The following is a 16,818-nucleotide window of genomic DNA, read 5'->3' as shown; positions in this document are numbered from 1 at the left end:
GCCGCCGGACACCGGAAACAGATCGGACGCGTTTAAATTGCAAGGCCTCGCGCCTTGCATTTTTTTTGTGCAATCATTTGGTTAGCGCGACAGATTGCCAAACTACATGACGTTGCGTCAGCCCAAACCCGGCCTCCGGCCTTTACTTGGGTTGACCTTGATGGCTCAGCTTGATTTCAGGGCGTCGGCGTAGGCCTTGGACAGCCGGACATCGGGTAGCCGGCTAATGTGCGGGGCTCTGGTTGAAATCCGGCACGATGTGCGGGATGTCGTCGATGCCGAGACCGAGCCCTCTCGTGATGCCGTAGAAGATGCCCATGAGGACCAGCGTGGCGATCGTCGTGCGCAGCGCGGCGCGCAGCATATGCGGTCCGCGCGGTGCACTCGGAACCGTGCCAAGCGTCACGTCCTGGTCCTCGTCCTGCGTCCTCATGCTGAACGGCAGGACTGCGAACAGCACCACCCACCATGTGGCGAAGAACAGGGCGACAAACGAAACCCAGCTCATGCTTGCTCCAGTTCGACCAGCGTGCCGAAGAAATCCTTGGGGTGCAAAAACAGCACCGGCTTGCCATGCGCTCCGGTCTTCGGATTGCCGTCGCCTAGCACCCGCGCGCCGCTGGCTTTGAGACGGTCGCGCGCCGCAAGAATATCATCCACCTCATAGCAGACATGGTGCATGCCGCCGGACGGATTCTTCTCAAGGAATGCCGCGATCGGCGAACCTTCGCCGAGCGGCTCGAGCAACTCGATCTTGGTGTTGCCGACATCGACGAACACCACCGTCACGCCATGGTCCGGCAGCGCCTGCGGCGCGGTCACCCGGGCGCCAAGCGTATCGCGATAGGCCGCCGTCGCCGCGGTCAGATCCGGCACGGCAAGCGCGACATGATTGAGGCGTCCGAGCATAAGGGCTCCAAGTCTGGGGTAGTGAGTAGTGGAGTAGTGGAGTGGTGAATGGTGAATGGAATATTGCGCATTGCAAAACCGCTAACCCACAACAGCCTGCTCACTACTTGCTATTCACTATTCACTACCTCGTCACAAACACCGTCACCAGCGGCTTCTTGCCCCAGGCCTCGTTGGCCGCGCCGCGCACTGCGCGCCGCACCGCCTCCTGGACCAAGTCGAGGTCTTTTCGGCGCTGGCGGGGTATGGAGTCCACAGCGCCGATTGCCGCATCGATCATCAGGTCTTCCAGGCTCTCGCCGCCGGCATCGGCCTCGGCCACGCCGATGGCGACGAGATCGGGATCGCCGGCGAGTTCGTATTTGTCGTCGAGCACGACATTGACGGCGACATGGCCGGCAAAGGACAGCTTGCGACGGTCGCGAATGCCCATCGCCTGGTCGGTGCCGATCAGCCGGCCGTCCTTGTAGATGCGGCCGAACGGCACCTGGTCGATAATCGCGGCAGCACCTGGATAGAGCCTGAGCATGTCGCCGTCGCGCACCTGCGCCACCTGGCCGATGCCGGACGTCGACATCAGCGAGCCCTGCGCCACCAGATGCGCCGCCTCCCCATGCACGGGAACGCCGATCTGCGGCCGCACCCATTCATACATCTTGCGCAATTCGCTGCGGCGCGGATGGCCGGAGACATGCACCAGCGCATCGCCGTCCTCGATGATCTTGACGCCGAGATCGATCAGGCGGTTCTTGATCTCGAGGATCGCCTTCTCGTTGCCGGGAATGGTGCGCGAGGAAAACACCACCGTGTCGCCGGCCGTCAGCGCCACCGACTTCATCTCGTCGCGCGACAGCTTGGCAAGTGCGGCAAGCGGCTCGCCCTGGCTGCCGGTGCAGATGATGACGAGGTTTTCGCGCGGAATGAAGCCGTAATCCTCCTCGGCGATGAATTCCGGCAACCCGTCCATATAACCGAGTTCATCAGCCACATCGATGACGCGCTTCATGGAGCGGCCAAGTACCAGGCACTGGCGGCCGGCATCCCGCGCTGCCTTGGCGATGGAGACGATGCGCCCGACATTGGAGGAGAAGCTGGTGATGGCGACACGGCCCTTGGCATTCTGGATGACACCCTTGAGGCCCTCGCCCACCGCCACTTCCGACGGTGAGTCCCCTTCCCGCAGCGCGTTGGTGGAATCGCAGATCAGCGCCAGCACGCCCTTGTCGCCATAGGCGCGGAAGCGTGCCTCGTCGGTCATCGGCCCCACCGTCGGCGCCGGATCGATCTTCCAGTCGCCGGTGTGGATGACGACGCCGACCGGCGTGGTGACCGCCAGCGACATCGGTTCGGGAATGGAGTGCGCGACGGGGATGGCTTCGATCTCGAACGGGCCGACGGTGAATTTCTCGCCGGCCCGGTAGATCGTCACCGGGATCTTCGGTGCCCCTTGCTCGCCCTGCCGCTTGGCTTCCAGCAGACCGGCGCTGAACGGCGTCATCCAGACCGGCGCCTTGAGCTTCGGCCAGATGTCGTGCAGCGCGCCGTAATGGTCCTCATGCGCATGGGTAATGACGATGCCGCGCAGATTGGCGAGGTTCTCCTCGATGAAACGCGTGTCGGGCAGCACCAGGTCGACGCCGGGCAGGGTGGCATCGGGAAAGGTAACGCCGACATCGACAACGATCCATTCGCGCGCATTGGCCGGCCCATAGCCGTAGAGGGCGAAGTTCATGCCGATCTCGCCGACGCCGCCGAGCGGCACGAAGACAAGTTCGGCGTTTTCCGCTTTCGCCATGATCTTTCCTTCCTTGCCGGTCAAAATCTTGGGCCGTCAAATTCAAGCTGGTCAAATATTGGCCAGTCAAACGCCGGCCGATGCAACCGCGCCGAAATGCACGTCGCCGGCGGCAATCGTCAGAACCGAACCTTGATCGTCGCGGATCACGAAACGGCAGTCCTCGTCAATGGTCTCGAAGGTGCCGCGCACCACATTACCGTCAATTCTGACAGCAACCTGCCCGCCAAGCCCCGCCGCACGCGCCAGCCAGCGCCGCCTGACGGCGGCAAGCCCACGTCCTTCGTTCCACAGCCGGGCATTCTCGCTCCATGCATCCGACAGCGCCAGAAACAGCGTCTCGGCATCGCAAGCAGACCCCAGCGCGTTGAGCGACGTCGCTGGATAGGGCAAATCCTTGGGATAAGCCACCACATTGACGCCGATACCGACGGCCACCGCGGACTTGCTGCCATCGAGCATCGCCGATTCCAGCAGGATGCCGGCAAGCTTGGCGCCGGAAGCGAGCACGTCGTTCGGCCATTTTAGCTCGAAGCGGTTCTTGCCTTGGCTCGCGCCGTCGAGGCCGATTGCGATCCTGTCCTTAGGCACGACGGCGTCGAGCGCGTCGGCCAGCGCCAGTCCGGCAACGAAGCCGAGCGTAGCGGCGAGACGAAGCTCGGCATCGGTGATCACCAGCAGTGTCGCCGCCAGATTGCCCTCGGGCGTCGCCCAGGCGCGCCCACGGCGTCCACGCCCGCTTTCCTGTTTTTTCGATACGACCCAGAGTTTCCCCGGGTCACCGGCCCGCGCGTGCTCCAGCGCCAGCGCATTGGTGGAGCCGACCGTGTCGTGCGCCTCGAGCCGGAACCCTTCCGACGCCGCGGTTGGAGCCAGCCTGAACGTCATTCCGTCAGAAGAAGGTCTTGGCTGCGGCAGCGGCATACGTGCCGATCGGGCCGCCGATCAGCACGTAGAACAGCACGAAGGCGCCACAGAGGCCGAGCACGACCCGCAACTCGGTTGCCATCGGCACGAAGCCGCCGACCGGTTCGTCGAACCACATGATCTTGATGATGCGCAGATAATAATAGGCGCCCACCACCGAGGCCAGCACGCCGATAATCGCCAACGCGTAGAGATTGGCATTGATGGCGGCAAGGAATACGTACCACTTCCCCCAGAAGCCGGCGAGCGGCGGGATGCCGGCCAGCGAGAACATCAGGATGGTGAGGATGGTCGCCATGATCGGATTGGTCGCCGACAGGCCGGCGAGATCGCTGATCTGCTCGACATTGCCTTCCTTGCGCCGCATGGCGAGGATGAAGGCGAAGGTACCGAGCGTCATCACCAGGTAGATCAACATGTAGATGGCGACGCCGCGCACGCCGTCCTGGCTGTTGGCGGCAAGACCGACCAGCGCATAACCCATATGGCCGATGGAGGAATAGGCCATCAGCCGCTTGATGTTGGTCTGGCCGATCGCCGCGAAGGCGCCGAGGGCCATCGAGGCGATCGAGATGAAGACGATGATCTGCTGCCAGTCAGAGGCGATCGGCTTGAACGCCCCCATAGTGACGCGCACCATCAGCGCCATCGCCGCCATTTTGGGTGCCGCCGCCAGAAAAGCCGTCACCGGCGTCGGCGCGCCCTCATAGACGTCGGGCGTCCACATATGGAACGGCACCGCCGAGATCTTGAAGGCAAGGCCGGCCAGCACAAAGACCAGGCCGAAGACGAGGCCAAGCTGGCGCTCGCCGCCGCCCAGCGCCGTGGCGATCTCATGGAAGCCGGTGTTGCCGGTGTAGCCGTAGACCAGCGAGATGCCATAAAGCAGCATGCCCGACGACAGCGCGCCAAGCACAAAATACTTCAGGCCGGCCTCGGTCGAGCGCAGATTGTCGCGGTTGATCGCCGCCAGCACGTAGATCGCCAGCGATTGCAACTCGAGGCCGAGATAGAGCCCGATCATGCCGTTGGCCGAGATCATCAGCATCATGCCGAGCGTGCAAAGCAGGACCAGCACTGGATATTCGAACTTGTCGAAATGCTCCGCCTGGGCGAAGCGGACGGACATGACCAGCGTCACCGCCGAGCCGATCAGCGCCAGCATCTTCATGAAGCGGGAGAACGGATCCTGGACGAAGGCCTCGCCATAGGCATTGCCTTGCCCCGGGGAAAAGATCAGCCAGGCGCCGGCGATCACCAGCACGGCGACGGCAAGGCCGCTCACCGTGACGGTGGTGTTGGCGCGCGAATAGGCGCCGAGCATCAACAGCGCCAGCGCGCCGGCAGCGAGGATCAGCTCCGGCGTCGAGAGCGAAAGGCTGGAGAAAAGGTCCGCCGTCATGGTTCGCTAAATCCTCAGTCAGTTCGCCGCCGCGGTCTGCGCGGAGTCGATGGATGCGGTGACATTTGTGACGAGCGCCTTGACCGATTCGGCCGTCGCGTCAAACACCGGCGCCGGGTAGACGCCGAAGAAGATGACCAGCGCGACGAGTGGGTAGATGATCACCTTCTCGCGCGTCGAAAGATCGAGCAGGCCCTTCAGGCTTTCCTTGGTCAGCGCGCCGAAGATCACCCGGCGATAGAGCCACAGCGCATAGGCTGCCGATAGGATGACGCCGGTCGCCGCGACGAACGCCACCCAGGTATTGACCCGGAACACGCCGAGCATGGTCAAAAACTCGCCGACGAAGCCGCTGGTGCCGGGCAGGCCGACATTGGCCATGGTGAAGATCATCAGCACGGTGGCGTATTTCGGCATGTTGTTGACCAGCCCGCCATAGGCATCGATGTCGCGCGTATGCATGCGGTCGTAGATGACGCCGACGCAGAGGAACAGCGCGCCGGAGACGAGGCCGTGCGACAGCATCTGGAAGATCGCCCCCTGCACGCCTTCCTGGTTCATCGCGAAGATGCCCATGGTGACGAAGCCCATATGCGCGACCGACGAATAGGCGATCAGCTTCTTCATGTCCTCCTGCATCAGCGCCACCAGCGAGGTGTAGATGATGGCGACGACCGACAGCGAGAAGATCAGCGGCGCAAACATCTCCGAGGCGATCGGGAACATCGGCAGCGAAAAGCGCAGGAAGCCGTATCCGCCCATTTTCAGCAGGATGGCGGCCAGGATCACCGAGCCGGCCGTCGGCGCCTCGACATGGGCATCAGGCAACCAGGTATGCACCGGCCACATCGGCATCTTCACGGCGAAGGAAGCGAAGAAGGCAAGCCACAGCCAGGTCTGCATGCTGATTGGGAAATTGTGCGTCAAGAGCGTCGGGATGTCGGTGGTGCCGGACTGGAAGAACATCGCCATGATGGCGAGCAGCATCAGCACCGAGCCGGCCAGCGTATAGAGGAAGAACTTGAACGAGGCATAGACGCGTCGCTTGCCGCCCCACACGCCGATGATGATGAACATCGGGATCAGACCGGCTTCGAAGAAGACGTAGAACAAGACGATGTCGAGCGCGCAGAACACGCCGATCATCAGCGTCTCGAGCAGCAGGAAGGCGATCATGTAAGCCTTGACGCGCTTCTCGATCGATTCCCACGAGGCGAGAATGCAGAGCGGCATCAGGAAGGTGGTCAGGATGACGAACAGCATGGAGATGCCGTCGACGCCCATATGGTAGGAGATGCCGGAATCCAACCAGGCGAACTTCTCGACGAACTGGAAGCCGGGCTGCGAATTGTCGAAGCCGGTCCAGATGAACAGCGAAACCACGAACGTGAAAATCGTCGTGAACAGCGCGATGGCGCGGATGTTGCGGCGCGCGTTCTCGCTGTCGTCACGCACGAAGAGGATGAGCAACACACCAACCAGCGGCAGGAAGGTGACCAGCGATAGGATCGGCCAGGCGGTCATCAGAGCATCATCCAGGTGACGAGTGCGGCAACGCCGATCAGCATGGCGAAGGCATAGTGGTAGAGATAGCCGGTCTGTAGCTTGACAACCCGGTTGGTGACGTCGACGACGCGCGCCGAAATGCCGTCCGGCCCAAGCCCGTCGATGACGGTGCCGTCGCCGGTCTTCCACAGGAAGCTGCCGAGGCGCTTAGCCGGCCGCACGAACAGCAAATCGTAGAGCTCGTCGAAATACCATTTGTTGAGCAGGAAGGCGTAGAGGCCGCGATGATGGGCAGCGAGGTTCCTCGGCATTTCCGGCGCGCGGATATAGAACTGCCAGGCAATCGCAAAGCCGATCAGCATGGCGATGAACGGCGACAACTCGACCCACAACGGCACTTCGTGGATTTCGTGCAGGATGTGATTTACCGGCAGCGTGAACAGCGACGCCTTCCAGAATTCGGCATAGCCCTCGCCGATGAAGGCGCCATGGAAGATCACGCCGGCGAACAGTGCGCCCGCCGCCAGGATGAACAGCGGCACCAGCATGACCGGCGGCGATTCATGGACATGGTGCATGACCTCGTGGCTGGCCCGCGGCTCGCCATGGAAGGTCATGAAGATCAGCCGCCAAGAGTAGAAGGAGGTGAAGCAGGCGGCAACGACCAGCAATATGAAGGCAAGCCCGGCGACCGCATTGTGGCCGGCAAACGCAGCTTCGATAATGGCGTCCTTGGAGAAGAAGCCGGCCGTGCCGATGATCGTCACCGGGATGCCGACGCCGGTCAGCGCCAGCGTGCCGATCACCATCATCCAGTAGGTCGTCGGAATGAGCGTCCTGAGGCCGCCCATTTTGCGCATGTCCTGCTCGTCGGAGACGGCGTGGATGACCGAGCCGGAGCCGAGGAACAGCAGCGCCTTGAAGAAGGCGTGGGTGAACAAATGGAAGATCGCCGCGCCATAGGCGCCGACGCCGAGCGCCACGAACATGTAGCCGAGCTGCGAGCAGGTCGAATAGGCAATGACGCGCTTGATGTCGTTCTGGACGAGGCCGACTGTCGCCGCGAAAAACGCGGTGAAGGCGCCGATGAAAGTGACCACGGTCAGTGCCGAATGCGACAGCTCGAACAGCGGCGACAGCCGCGCCAGCATGAACACGCCGGCCGTCACCATGGTCGCGGCATGGATCAGCGCCGAGACCGGCGTCGGCCCTTCCATGGCGTCGGGCAGCCAGGTGTGCAGCGGCACCTGCGCCGACTTGCCCATGGCGCCCATGAACAGGAGCAGGCAAACGACAGTCATCGCCGCCTGCTTGTCTAACGCATAGCCGAGGAACGTCAGTACGGCCGGACCCTGTTGCGCGCCTTCGGCCGGAATGAACGTCGCCGCATTAGCGAAGATGGTGCCGAGGTTGACCGAGCCGAACAGCACGAACACGCCGAAGATGCCGAGCGCGAAGCCGAAATCGCCGACGCGGTTGACGACGAAGGCCTTGATCGCCGCGGCATTGGCCGACGGCTTCTTGTACCAGAAGCCGATCAGCAGATAGGAGGCAAGGCCGACGCCTTCCCAGCCGAAGAACATCTGCACGAGGTTGTCGGCCGTCACCAGCATCAGCATGGCGAAGGTGAACAGCGACAGATAGGCGAAGAAGCGTGGCCGGTCCGGATCGTGGTGCATGTAGCCGATCGAGTAGATATGGACCAGCGACGACACCGTGTTGACGACGACCAGCATCACCACCGTCAGCGTGTCGATCCTGAGCGCCCATGCCGCCTCGATGCCGCCCGACTGGATCCAGCGCATCACCGGCACGGTGAACACCTCGCCGCCGCCGAAGCCGACCGAGAAGAAGGCGACCCACGACAGCACAGCCGCGATCACCAGGAAGCCGGAGGTGATGTATTCGGAGGCCTTGGCGCCGAGCGAGGTGCCGAACAGGCCGACGATCAGAAAGCCGAGCAGCGGAAGGAAGACGATGGCCTGATACATTTTGGTTCCGTCAACCCTTCATCATGTTCACGTCTTCGACCGCGATCGAGCCGCGGTTGCGGAAGAAGACGACGAGAATGGCAAGGCCGATAGCTGCTTCGGCCGCCGCGACCGTCAGCACGAACAATGCGAACACCTGGCCGACCAGATCGCCGAGCGCCGCCGAGAAGGCGACGAAATTGATGTTGACCGCAAGCAGGATCAGCTCGATCGACATCAGGATGACGATGACGTTCCTGCGGTTCAAAAAGATGCCGAACACGCCGAGCGTGAACAGTATCGCCGAAACGGTCAGATAGTGCGCGATGCCGACGACCATCTCAGACTCCTTCGCCCGTCTTGACCTTGCGAATTTCCATTCCGGTTGCCGGCGTGCGGCCGACCTGGGCGGCGATCGACTGCCGCTTGACGCCCGGCTTGTGGCGCAGTGTCAGCACGATGGCGCCGATCATGGCGACCAGCAGCACCAAGCCCGCAATCTGGAAGTAGTAGAGGTAATCCGTATAGAGGATGTCGCCGAGCCCTGCCGTGTTGGAGCGCGTGGCCAGGTCCGGGATGGGCTTCGCGACCGTCGCCGCCAGTTTCGGCGCGAATGTGTAGCCGCCGAGCACGACGATCAGCTCCGCCGCCAGAATCAGCCCGACCAGCGCCCCGATCGGCGCATATTGCAGGGCGCCTTCCTTCATCTCGGCGAAGTCGACGTCGAGCATCATGACGACGAACAGGAACAGCACCAGGACGGCGCCGACATAGACGACGAGCAGGATCATCGCCAGGAACTCGGCGCCGGTCAGCATGAACAGGCCGGCGGCGTTGAAGAAGGTCAGGATCAGGAACAGCACCGAATGCACGGGATTGCGCGACGAAATGACCATGAACGCCGATGCCACCGCGACAAAGGCGAAGAGGTAGAAAAAGGCCGCCGCTAGTCCACTCAGCATGGGTTCCCCCGGGTTTCCTGTCAGAACAGGACGTTCGTCCTGTTTTTTGCCACCGCCTCCGGTCGGCAAGTTGCGTGTTCCTTAAACGAGGCCCTTTGCCCCGTCCATGCGTCAAATATCAGCGGTAAGGCGCATCCAGCGAGATGTTGCGCGCCAGTTCGCGCTCCCAGCGGTCGCCATTGGCCAAAAGCCTGTCCTTGTCGTAATAGAGTTCCTCGCGCGTCTCCGTCGCGAACTCGAAATTCGGCCCCTCGACGATGGCGTCGACCGGGCAGGCTTCCTGGCAGAAGCCGCAATAGATGCATTTCACCATATCGATATCGTAGCGCACGGTGCGCCGCGTGCCGTCATTGCGGCGCGGGCCGGCTTCGATGGTGATGGCCTGCGCCGGGCAGATCGCCTCGCACAATTTGCAGGCGATGCAGCGCTCCTCGCCGTTCGGATAGCGGCGTAGCGCATGCTCGCCACGGAAGCGCGGGCTGACCGGCCCCTTCTCATGCGGATAATTGATCGTCTCCTTCGGCGCGAAGAACTGGCGCATCGACAGGAAGAAAGCGCTGACGAAATCCTGCAAAAGCAGTGACTTGGCGGCCTGGGACAATGCTGACATCACGCAAACCCCGTGATCTTGAGGAAGGCGGCGGTGGCGACCACCATGAACAGCGAGATCGGCAGGAAGACCTTCCAGCCGAGCCGCATCAGCTGGTCGTAGCGATAGCGCGGCACGAACGCCTTCACCATGGAGAACATGAAGAACACCAGGCAGACCTTGAGCACAAACCAGATCAGCCCCGGCACCCAGGTGAACGGCGCGAAGTTGAAGGGCGGCAGCCAGCCGCCAAGGAACAGGATGGTCGCCAGCGCGCACATCAGGACGACGGCGACATATTCGCCGAGGAAGAACAACAGGAACGGCGTCGAGGAATATTCGACCATATGGCCGGCGACGAGTTCCGATTCGGCTTCCACGAGGTCGAAGGGCGGCCGGTTGGTCTCGGCCAGCGCCGAGATAAAGAAGACGATGAACATCGGGAACAGCGACAACCAGTGCCAGTCGAGGAAGGTATTCGGCAGGCCGATCCGCGTGCCCAACCCGTCCTGCTGCGACAAAACGATGTCGGACAGGTTGAGCGAGCCGACGCAAAGCAGCACGGTGACGATGACGAAGCCGATCGAGACTTCGTAGGATACCATCTGCGCCGCCGAGCGCAGCGCGCCGAGGAACGGGTATTTCGAATTGGACGCCCAGCCGCCCATGATCACGCCATAGACCTCGAGCGAGGAGATGGCGAAGACATAGAGGATGCCGACATTGACGTTGGCGATCGCCCAGCCCTCATTGACCGGGATGACCGCCCAGGCCGAGATCGCCAGCACCGCCGACACCAAGGGCGCCAGCAGGAAAACGCCCTTGTTGGCGCCGGACGGAATCACCGGTTCCTTGAAGACGAATTTCAGCAGGTCGGCGAAAGCCTGCAGCGTGCCCCATGGGCCGACGACGTTCGGTCCGCGGCGCAATTGCACCGCCGCCCAGATCTTGCGGTCGGCATAAAGCACATAGGCGACGAAGATCAACAGAACGACGATCAGCACGACCGACTTCAGCAGGATCAGCAGCGCCGGCAGCACGTAGAAGGAGAAGAAGGTGTCCATGTCTACTCCGCCGCCTGCCTGAAGCCGTTTTTCGCCAGCGCCGAACATTCCGCCATCACCGCGGAGGCCCGCGCAATCGGGTTGGTCAGGTAGAAATCCTTGACCGGCGAGGTGAAGGTGCCCTTGTTCAGCCGCCCGCCGAGCTTCGCCACCCTGGCGATATCGTCGGCGTTGCCTGCCTCGACCTTGTCGATGCGGGCAAGATGCGGATACTCACCGTAGAGTTTTGCGCGCAGCTGCGGCAGCGAATCGAACGGCAGTTTCTTGCCGAGCACATCCGACAGTGCCCTGAGAATAGCCCAGTCCTCGCGCGCTTCGCCTGGCGCGAAGCCGGCACGATTAGTCTGCTGCACGCGGCCTTCGGTGTTGACGAAGGTGCCCGACTTTTCGGTATAGGCGGCTCCCGGCAGGATGACGTTGGCGCGGTGCGCGCCCTTGTCGCCGTGCGTGCCGATATAGACGACGAAAGCGCCGCCGGTTTTGGCCATGTCGATTTCGTCGGCGCCGAGCAGGAACAGCACGTCCATCTCGCCCAGCATACCGGCGACGTTCTTGCCGCCCTCGCCCGGCACGAAGCCGACATCGAGGCCGCCGACCCGTGCCGCCGCAGTGTGCAGCACGGCAAAGCCGTTCCAGTCGGCCCTTGCGGCGTTGACGGCGACGGCGAGCTTCGCCGCCTGGCCGAGCACGGCCGCACCGTCCGGACGCGCCAGCGCGCCCTGGCCGACGATGATCAGCGGATGCGTCGCCTTCTTCAGCAGCTGGAAGAATTTGCCGTTGCCCTCTGCGAGATCCTTCAGCGATTCCGGTCCGGCGCCGAGCTGCTCGTAATCGTAGCGCGTATCGCCGACATCGCCGATGACGGCGACCGGCAGATTGCCGGCCCGCCAGCGCTTGCGGATGCGGGCATTGAGCAAGGACGCCTCGAAGCGCGGATTGGCGCCGATGATCAGCACCGCATCGGCCTGTTCGATGCCTTCGATGGTCGGGTTGAACACATAGCTCGCCCGGCCGAGCGACGGATCGAGTGCGGCACCGTCCTGGCGGCAGTCGGTGTTCTTCGAGCCGAGCGAAGCCATCAGCAGCTTCAGCGCGTAGATTTCCTCGACGGCCGCGAGATCGCCGGCAATGGCGCCGATCTTATCGGAAGCGGCGTTCGAAACGGCCTCCCTGATGGCGGAAAAGGCCTCGGCCCAGCTTGCCGGCACCAGCCGGCCATCCTTGCGCACATAGGGACGGTCGAGGCGCTGCGTGCGCAAGCCGTCCCAGATGAAGCGGGTCTTGTCGGAAATCCACTCCTCGTTCACCGCCTCGTTGGTACGCGGCAGGATGCGCATCACCTCGCGGCCCCGGCTATCGACGCGGATCGCCGAGCCGACGGCGTCCATGACGTCGATGGATTCGGTCTTGGTCAGTTCCCACGGCCGTGCCTGGAAGGCGTAGGGTTTGGAGGTCAGCGCACCGACCGGGCAAAGGTCTATGACATTGCCTTGCAGTTCCGAAGTCATGGCGCTTTCGAGATAGGTGGTGATCTCGGCATCCTCGCCGCGGCCGATCAGCCCAAGCTCCGATATGCCGGCAATCTCGGTGGTGAAGCGGACGCAGCGCGTGCAATGGATGCAGCGGTTCATGATCGTCTTGACCAGCGGCCCGATATACTTGTCTTCGACCGCTCGCTTGTTCTCGTGGTAGCGCGAGGAATCGACGCCGAACGCCATCGCCTGATCCTGCAGGTCGCACTCGCCGCCCTGGTCGCAGATCGGGCAATCCAGCGGATGGTTGATCAGCAGGAATTCCATGACGCCTTCGCGGGCCTTCTTGACCATCGGCGTGTTGGTGAAGATTTCCGGCGGCTCGCCATTCGGGCCAGGGCGCAGGTCGCGCACGCCCATGGCGCAGGACGCCTGCGGCTTGGGCGGCCCGCCCTTCACCTCGATCAGGCACATGCGGCAATTGCCGGCGATCGACAGCCGCTCATGGAAGCAGAAGCGCGGCACTTCAGCACCTGCGTCCTCGGCCGCCTGCAGCAGCGTGTAGTGGTCGGGTACAGTGATCTCTTTCCCGTCGACCTTGAGCTTTGCCATTTCGCCTCAAACCCCTGCGGACGTTCCGCAATCTTTCCTTCCGGGCGCAGCCGAGACCGCGCACGGCATCGAATTCACTTTTTGGCCCCGGCCAACGCGGCCGCCTGACCGATCCAGCCGTCACGACCGATACGGCCCTTCAACGACAGGTAATCCTCGACCCAGGCGATCTCTTGCGGCGTCCACGCGGCAATCTGGGCGTATGTCCAGATGCCAAGGCCGTTCAGCACCTTTTCCAGTTTCGGTCCGATGCCCGATATTGCCTTGAGGTCGACGGGCACGGCTGGCCGGTCCATCGGCTTGGGCTGCTTGAAATCTTCCGGCATCAGCCCGGCCGATGCGTCCGCTGCAACGGTGCTCGCATTCGCCACGCTCCGCGCCGCAGTGCTTGTCGCAATGTCGGTCACGTCATTGGCGAAGGACTGCGCCTCGGCAATCAGGGTTTTGGTGGCTGCGCGCGCCTTTGTCGACGAGCTTTTGCCGGTCGCAGACACGCGTTCGGTCCGGGCCTCGAAATCCTCGGTGACCGGCTGCCAAAGGCGCTGCGAGGTCTCGGCTGCGCCTGAAAGCACGCCCATCCAGATGCCAAAGGCGTGGTTGGCAAGGCCGATGCCGAGTGCCGTCATCGCCGCCGCGCCGGCGACAGGATGCGCCAGGAGATTGACGGCGCTGGCCATCTCCTTCGGCATCATCCTGGTCAGGTCCTGGTTCATCTTCAAGAACGGGTCCATATCGGGCGTCAAATCGTCGGGTATCGAAAACAGCGACATAGGTGGTCTCCTGGTCGTTTCCGTCTGCCCCGCGCTCGTTTCCTCGTTTCGGACATTCGCCCGCATTTCGAATTCTTCTATTCCGCCGCCGCCAACACCGGTTCGGCGCGGTGCGCGTTGCGCGAAAACTCGTCGATGCGCCGCTCCACCTCGCCGCGGAAATGCCGCATCAGGCCCTGGATCGGCCACGCCGCCGCATCGCCAAGCGCGCAGATCGTGTGGCCCTCGACCTGCTTGGTCACGTCGAGCAGCATGTCGATCTCGCGCTTCTGCGCCTCGCCGCGCACCAGCCGTTCCATCACCCGCCACATCCAGCCGGTGCCTTCACGGCAGGGCGTGCACTGGCCGCAACTCTCATGCTTGTAGAAGTAGGAAAGCCGGGCGATCGCTTTCACGACATCGGTCGATTTGTCCATGACGATGACAGCCGCCGTGCCTAGGCCCGATTTCAGGTCGCGCAGCGCGTCGAAATCCATCGGCGCGTCGATAATCTGCTCGGCCGGCACCAGCGGCACCGAGGCGCCGCCCGGAATGACCGCCAGCAGATTGTCCCAGCCGCCGCGAATGCCGCCGCAATGCGTCTCGATCAGTTCGCGGAACGGGATCGACATCGCCTCTTCGACGGTGCACGGATTGTTGACGTGGCCGGAGATGCAGAACAGCTTGGTGCCGACATTGTTGGGCCGGCCGAAGGACGAAAACCACGCCGCACCGCGGCGCAGGATGGTCGGCGCGACCGCGATAGACTCGACATTGTTGACCGTCGTCGGGCAGCCATAGAGGCCGACATTGGCCGGAAATGGCGGCTTCAGCCGCGGCTGGCCCTTCTTGCCCTCGAGGCTTTCGAGCAGCGCCGTTTCCTCGCCGCAGATATAGGCGCCGGCGCCATGGTGCATGTAGATGTCGAAATCGTAGCCGGAGGTATTGTTCTTGCCGATCAGCTTGGCCGCATAGGCCTCGTCGATGGCGCGTTGCAGCGCCTCGCGCTCGCGGATGAACTCGCCGCGCACATAGATATAGGCGGCGACCGCGCCCATGGCGAACCCGGCAAGCAGGCAGCCTTCGACCAGCGTGTGCGGATCGTGGCGCAATATGTCGCGGTCCTTGCAGGTGCCGGGCTCGGATTCGTCGGCATTGACGACGAGATAGCTCGGCCGGCCGTCGCTTTGCTTGGGCATGAACGACCATTTCAGCCCGGTCGGGAAACCGGCGCCGCCGCGGCCGCGCAGGCCGCTGGCCTTCATCTCGTTGACGATCCAGTCACGCCCCTTGGCGATGATGCCCGGCGTGTTGTCCCAGGCGCCGCGCGCCATCGCGCCGGCCAGCGACTTGTCGAAGCGGCCGTAGATATTGTTGAAGATGCGGTCTCTGTCCTGAAGCATTGCTCGTTCCTCAGACCGGCTTCTTGCCGGTCGGCCGGCTCTTGTTTGCGGGCGACGGCTTGGCCGGCTTGGCGGCAGCCTTCGCCGATGCGCCCTTGACCTCCGGCGCTTTGAAAGCAGACGCCGGCTCGGCCTTGTTCTTGGGGCCTTTGCGCTGTTTCGAGACGTCTTCGACCTGCGGCTCGGCCTTGTTGGCGTTGGCGGCCGAATGCAGCGGGGCTGCAACACTCGCCGCCTTCTCTGCCGCGGGCGCGACTTTTGTCGCCGATGGCGATTTCAGCGCGGGGCTGGTCTCGACTGCATCGGTCTTCGGCTTACTGGCATTCGACGGCGCAACAGGCGCCGGTGCGGGCGCGGCAGCAGGCGGAACCGGCGCTGCGGATGCTGCGGCAGCGGCGGCTGGCGCCGTTTCCTTGGCGGCTTTGGTTGCCGCTTTGGCTTCCCGGTCGCGGGTCGCCTTGAGGATCGCCTTTTCACTCTTAAGGGTCGTCAGGCCGCTTGCCGGCTCGGAAGTGACGCGGCCGTTTTGCGGTCCCGGTTTCACCGTGGCGCCCTTGCCGGCGTCATAAAGGTCGATGATCTCGGCAAGCCGCTTCGGCGTCAAATCCTCAAAAGTGTCCCTAAAGATCATCACCATCGGTGCGTTGACGCAGGCGCCGAGGCATTCGACCTCCTCCCACGACAGCGTGCCCTTGTCGTTGGTGTGGAACTGGTCGTGATGGATCTTCGAGCGGCACACATCCATCAGCGCTTCCGAGCCGCGCAGCATGCAGGGCGTGGTGCCGCAGACCTGGATGTGTGCGCGGGTGCCTACCGGATTGAGTTGGTACTGCGTATAGAAGGTGGCGACTTCCAGCCCGCGAATATAGGGCATGTCGAGCATGTCGGAGATCGTCTCGATCGCCGCCTTGGTCACCCAGCCTTCCTGCTCCTGCGCCAGCATCAGCAAGGGGATGATGGCGGACTGCTCGCGCCCCTTCGGGTATTTCTTGATCCACTGCTTCGCCGCTGCCGCATTCGCCCGGTTGAAGGCGAAGGAGGCTGGCTGGACGCTGGCTTCTGCGAGACGACGGACTGACATTTAGTTTTGAGCTCTGTTGTAGCAGTCGAAATAAAAACGAGGGTCGGACCTGGCCAAGACCGCGGTACTCTCATCGTTTCCGATCTTTTCCCAAGTAGTGTCGACATAGTCGCGATATTCGCGGTACCGATCCGAGCAATCCGCGCCAAGTGCCACCTTCCAATCCGGGTAATGCGCATCGGCACTGACATACCAACCCGAATCCAGGTTCCAAAGCCTGCCCATCTTGGTCACCCTGCACTTGACATCTGTCTTCACGCCCTCAAGCCCGCAGGACACCCAATAGGCTTGCGGCGAGCTGCCCCAGGCGGCAATTGCACCCATGCCGGCGACACCGGCGGCAAAACCGGCAGCAACGTGCAGGGCGCTCCCCATCT

The 16,818-nt window shown here is 63.0% G+C and carries 16 protein-coding genes; all 16 read right to left on the bottom strand.

The window, feature by feature from the left end:
• Positions 1-223: 223 nt before the first annotated feature.
• The 16 genes from NKJ94_RS09360 to NKJ94_RS09285 all read right to left on the bottom strand — a co-directional run bounded on the left by NKJ94_RS09360 (position 224) and on the right by NKJ94_RS09285 (position 16,816).
• Positions 224-508: a DUF1467 family protein gene (locus tag NKJ94_RS09360; RefSeq protein ID WP_292663027.1), complete on the bottom strand. Its 285-nt coding sequence runs from the start codon at positions 506-508 to the stop codon at positions 224-226.
• Positions 505-909 (bottom strand): methylmalonyl-CoA epimerase, encoded by a 405-nt coding sequence (mce, locus tag NKJ94_RS09355; protein ID WP_352524469.1) that lies wholly within the window; start codon positions 907-909, stop codon positions 505-507. Before mce ends, NKJ94_RS09360 begins: the two co-directional genes overlap by 4 nt.
• A 124-nt stretch (positions 910-1,033) precedes the next feature.
• Positions 1,034-2,704, bottom strand: a complete 1,671-nt coding sequence (locus tag NKJ94_RS09350) for a ribonuclease J (protein WP_352524468.1) — start codon at positions 2,702-2,704, stop codon at positions 1,034-1,036.
• Between the two features lie 66 nt (positions 2,705-2,770).
• Positions 2,771-3,592, bottom strand: a complete 822-nt coding sequence (locus tag NKJ94_RS09345; protein ID WP_352524466.1) for a biotin--[acetyl-CoA-carboxylase] ligase — start codon at positions 3,590-3,592, stop codon at positions 2,771-2,773.
• Positions 3,593-3,596: 4 nt separating this feature from the next.
• On the bottom strand, positions 3,597-5,033 hold the full coding sequence (gene nuoN, locus NKJ94_RS09340; protein ID WP_352524465.1) for an NADH-quinone oxidoreductase subunit NuoN: 1,437 nt from the start codon (positions 5,031-5,033) through the stop codon (positions 3,597-3,599).
• 18 nt (positions 5,034-5,051) lie between these two features.
• A complete protein-coding gene (locus tag NKJ94_RS09335; RefSeq protein ID WP_352524464.1) occupies positions 5,052-6,557 on the bottom strand; it encodes an NADH-quinone oxidoreductase subunit M in 1,506 nt (501 codons plus the stop codon).
• A complete protein-coding gene (gene nuoL, locus NKJ94_RS09330; RefSeq protein ID WP_352524463.1) occupies positions 6,557-8,530 on the bottom strand; it encodes an NADH-quinone oxidoreductase subunit L in 1,974 nt (657 codons plus the stop codon). The genes NKJ94_RS09335 and nuoL overlap by 1 nt, the downstream gene beginning before the upstream one ends.
• Positions 8,531-8,540: 10 nt before the next feature.
• Positions 8,541-8,849 carry an NADH-quinone oxidoreductase subunit NuoK gene (gene nuoK, locus NKJ94_RS09325; protein WP_023676620.1) on the bottom strand — a complete coding sequence of 103 codons (309 nt, stop codon included), beginning with the start codon at positions 8,847-8,849 and terminating at the stop codon, positions 8,541-8,543.
• Position 8,850: 1 nt separating this feature from the next.
• The gene (locus NKJ94_RS09320; RefSeq protein WP_352524462.1) at positions 8,851-9,471 is read right to left on the bottom strand and encodes an NADH-quinone oxidoreductase subunit J; all 621 of its coding nucleotides are present in this window, start codon (positions 9,469-9,471) and stop codon (positions 8,851-8,853) included.
• A 118-nt stretch (positions 9,472-9,589) separates the two neighbouring features.
• A complete protein-coding gene (nuoI, locus tag NKJ94_RS09315) occupies positions 9,590-10,081 on the bottom strand; it encodes an NADH-quinone oxidoreductase subunit NuoI (RefSeq protein ID WP_023676622.1) in 492 nt (163 codons plus the stop codon).
• Positions 10,081-11,124: an NADH-quinone oxidoreductase subunit NuoH gene (gene nuoH / locus NKJ94_RS09310; protein ID WP_352524461.1), complete on the bottom strand. Its 1,044-nt coding sequence runs from the start codon at positions 11,122-11,124 to the stop codon at positions 10,081-10,083. Before nuoH ends, nuoI begins: the two co-directional genes overlap by 1 nt.
• A 2-nt stretch (positions 11,125-11,126) precedes the next feature.
• Positions 11,127-13,208 (bottom strand): NADH-quinone oxidoreductase subunit NuoG, encoded by a 2,082-nt coding sequence (gene nuoG, locus NKJ94_RS09305; protein WP_352524460.1) that lies wholly within the window; start codon positions 13,206-13,208, stop codon positions 11,127-11,129.
• A 74-nt stretch (positions 13,209-13,282) separates the two neighbouring features.
• Entirely contained in the window at positions 13,283-13,978 is a 696-nt protein-coding gene (locus NKJ94_RS09300) for a helix-hairpin-helix domain-containing protein (protein WP_352524459.1), read from the bottom strand.
• 77 nt (positions 13,979-14,055) lie between these two features.
• Positions 14,056-15,360, bottom strand: coding sequence for an NADH-quinone oxidoreductase subunit NuoF (gene nuoF / locus NKJ94_RS09295; RefSeq protein ID WP_352524458.1), 1,305 nt, complete (start codon positions 15,358-15,360; stop codon positions 14,056-14,058).
• 10 nt (positions 15,361-15,370) lie between these two features.
• Positions 15,371-16,441 (bottom strand): NADH-quinone oxidoreductase subunit NuoE, encoded by a 1,071-nt coding sequence (gene nuoE, locus NKJ94_RS09290; protein ID WP_352524457.1) that lies wholly within the window; start codon positions 16,439-16,441, stop codon positions 15,371-15,373.
• Positions 16,442-16,816, bottom strand: coding sequence for a hypothetical protein (locus NKJ94_RS09285; RefSeq protein WP_352524455.1), 375 nt, complete (start codon positions 16,814-16,816; stop codon positions 16,442-16,444).
• Positions 16,817-16,818 lie beyond the last annotated feature (2 nt).

The organism is Mesorhizobium sp. M0060 (genome assembly GCF_040323155.1).
Classification (GTDB): Bacteria; Pseudomonadota; Alphaproteobacteria; order Rhizobiales; family Rhizobiaceae; genus Mesorhizobium.
Note: the sequence above shows the minus strand (reverse complement) of the source record. Positions and strands in the feature narration are given on the sequence as shown.

Excerpts from the sequence above, each read along its gene's own strand:
- NKJ94_RS09360 (WP_292663027.1), bottom strand. The coding sequence starts at position 508 with ATGAGCTGGGTTTCGTTTGTCGCCCTGTTCTTCGCCACATGGTGGGTG.
- nuoH (WP_352524461.1), bottom strand. The coding sequence starts at position 11,124 with ATGGACACCTTCTTCTCCTTCTACGTGCTGCCGGCGCTGCTGATCCTG.
- NKJ94_RS09285 (WP_352524455.1), bottom strand. The coding sequence starts at position 16,816 with ATGGGGAGCGCCCTGCACGTTGCTGCCGGTTTTGCCGCCGGTGTCGCC.
- NKJ94_RS09320 (WP_352524462.1), bottom strand. The coding sequence starts at position 9,471 with ATGCTGAGTGGACTAGCGGCGGCCTTTTTCTACCTCTTCGCCTTTGTC.
- NKJ94_RS09345 (WP_352524466.1), bottom strand. The coding sequence starts at position 3,592 with ATGACGTTCAGGCTGGCTCCAACCGCGGCGTCGGAAGGGTTCCGGCTC.
- NKJ94_RS09335 (WP_352524464.1), bottom strand. The coding sequence starts at position 6,557 with ATGACCGCCTGGCCGATCCTATCGCTGGTCACCTTCCTGCCGCTGGTT.
- NKJ94_RS09300 (WP_352524459.1), bottom strand. The coding sequence starts at position 13,978 with ATGTCGCTGTTTTCGATACCCGACGATTTGACGCCCGATATGGACCCG.
- mce (WP_352524469.1), bottom strand. The coding sequence starts at position 909 with ATGCTCGGACGCCTCAATCATGTCGCGCTTGCCGTGCCGGATCTGACC.
- nuoK (WP_023676620.1), bottom strand. The coding sequence starts at position 8,849 with ATGGTCGTCGGCATCGCGCACTATCTGACCGTTTCGGCGATACTGTTC.
- nuoF (WP_352524458.1), bottom strand. The coding sequence starts at position 15,360 with ATGCTTCAGGACAGAGACCGCATCTTCAACAATATCTACGGCCGCTTC.
- nuoE (WP_352524457.1), bottom strand. The coding sequence starts at position 16,441 with ATGTCAGTCCGTCGTCTCGCAGAAGCCAGCGTCCAGCCAGCCTCCTTC.
- nuoN (WP_352524465.1), bottom strand. The coding sequence starts at position 5,033 with ATGACGGCGGACCTTTTCTCCAGCCTTTCGCTCTCGACGCCGGAGCTG.
- NKJ94_RS09350 (WP_352524468.1), bottom strand. The coding sequence starts at position 2,704 with ATGGCGAAAGCGGAAAACGCCGAACTTGTCTTCGTGCCGCTCGGCGGC.
- nuoG (WP_352524460.1), bottom strand. The coding sequence starts at position 13,208 with ATGGCAAAGCTCAAGGTCGACGGGAAAGAGATCACTGTACCCGACCAC.
- nuoI (WP_023676622.1), bottom strand. The coding sequence starts at position 10,081 with ATGTCAGCATTGTCCCAGGCCGCCAAGTCACTGCTTTTGCAGGATTTC.
- nuoL (WP_352524463.1), bottom strand. The coding sequence starts at position 8,530 with ATGTATCAGGCCATCGTCTTCCTTCCGCTGCTCGGCTTTCTGATCGTC.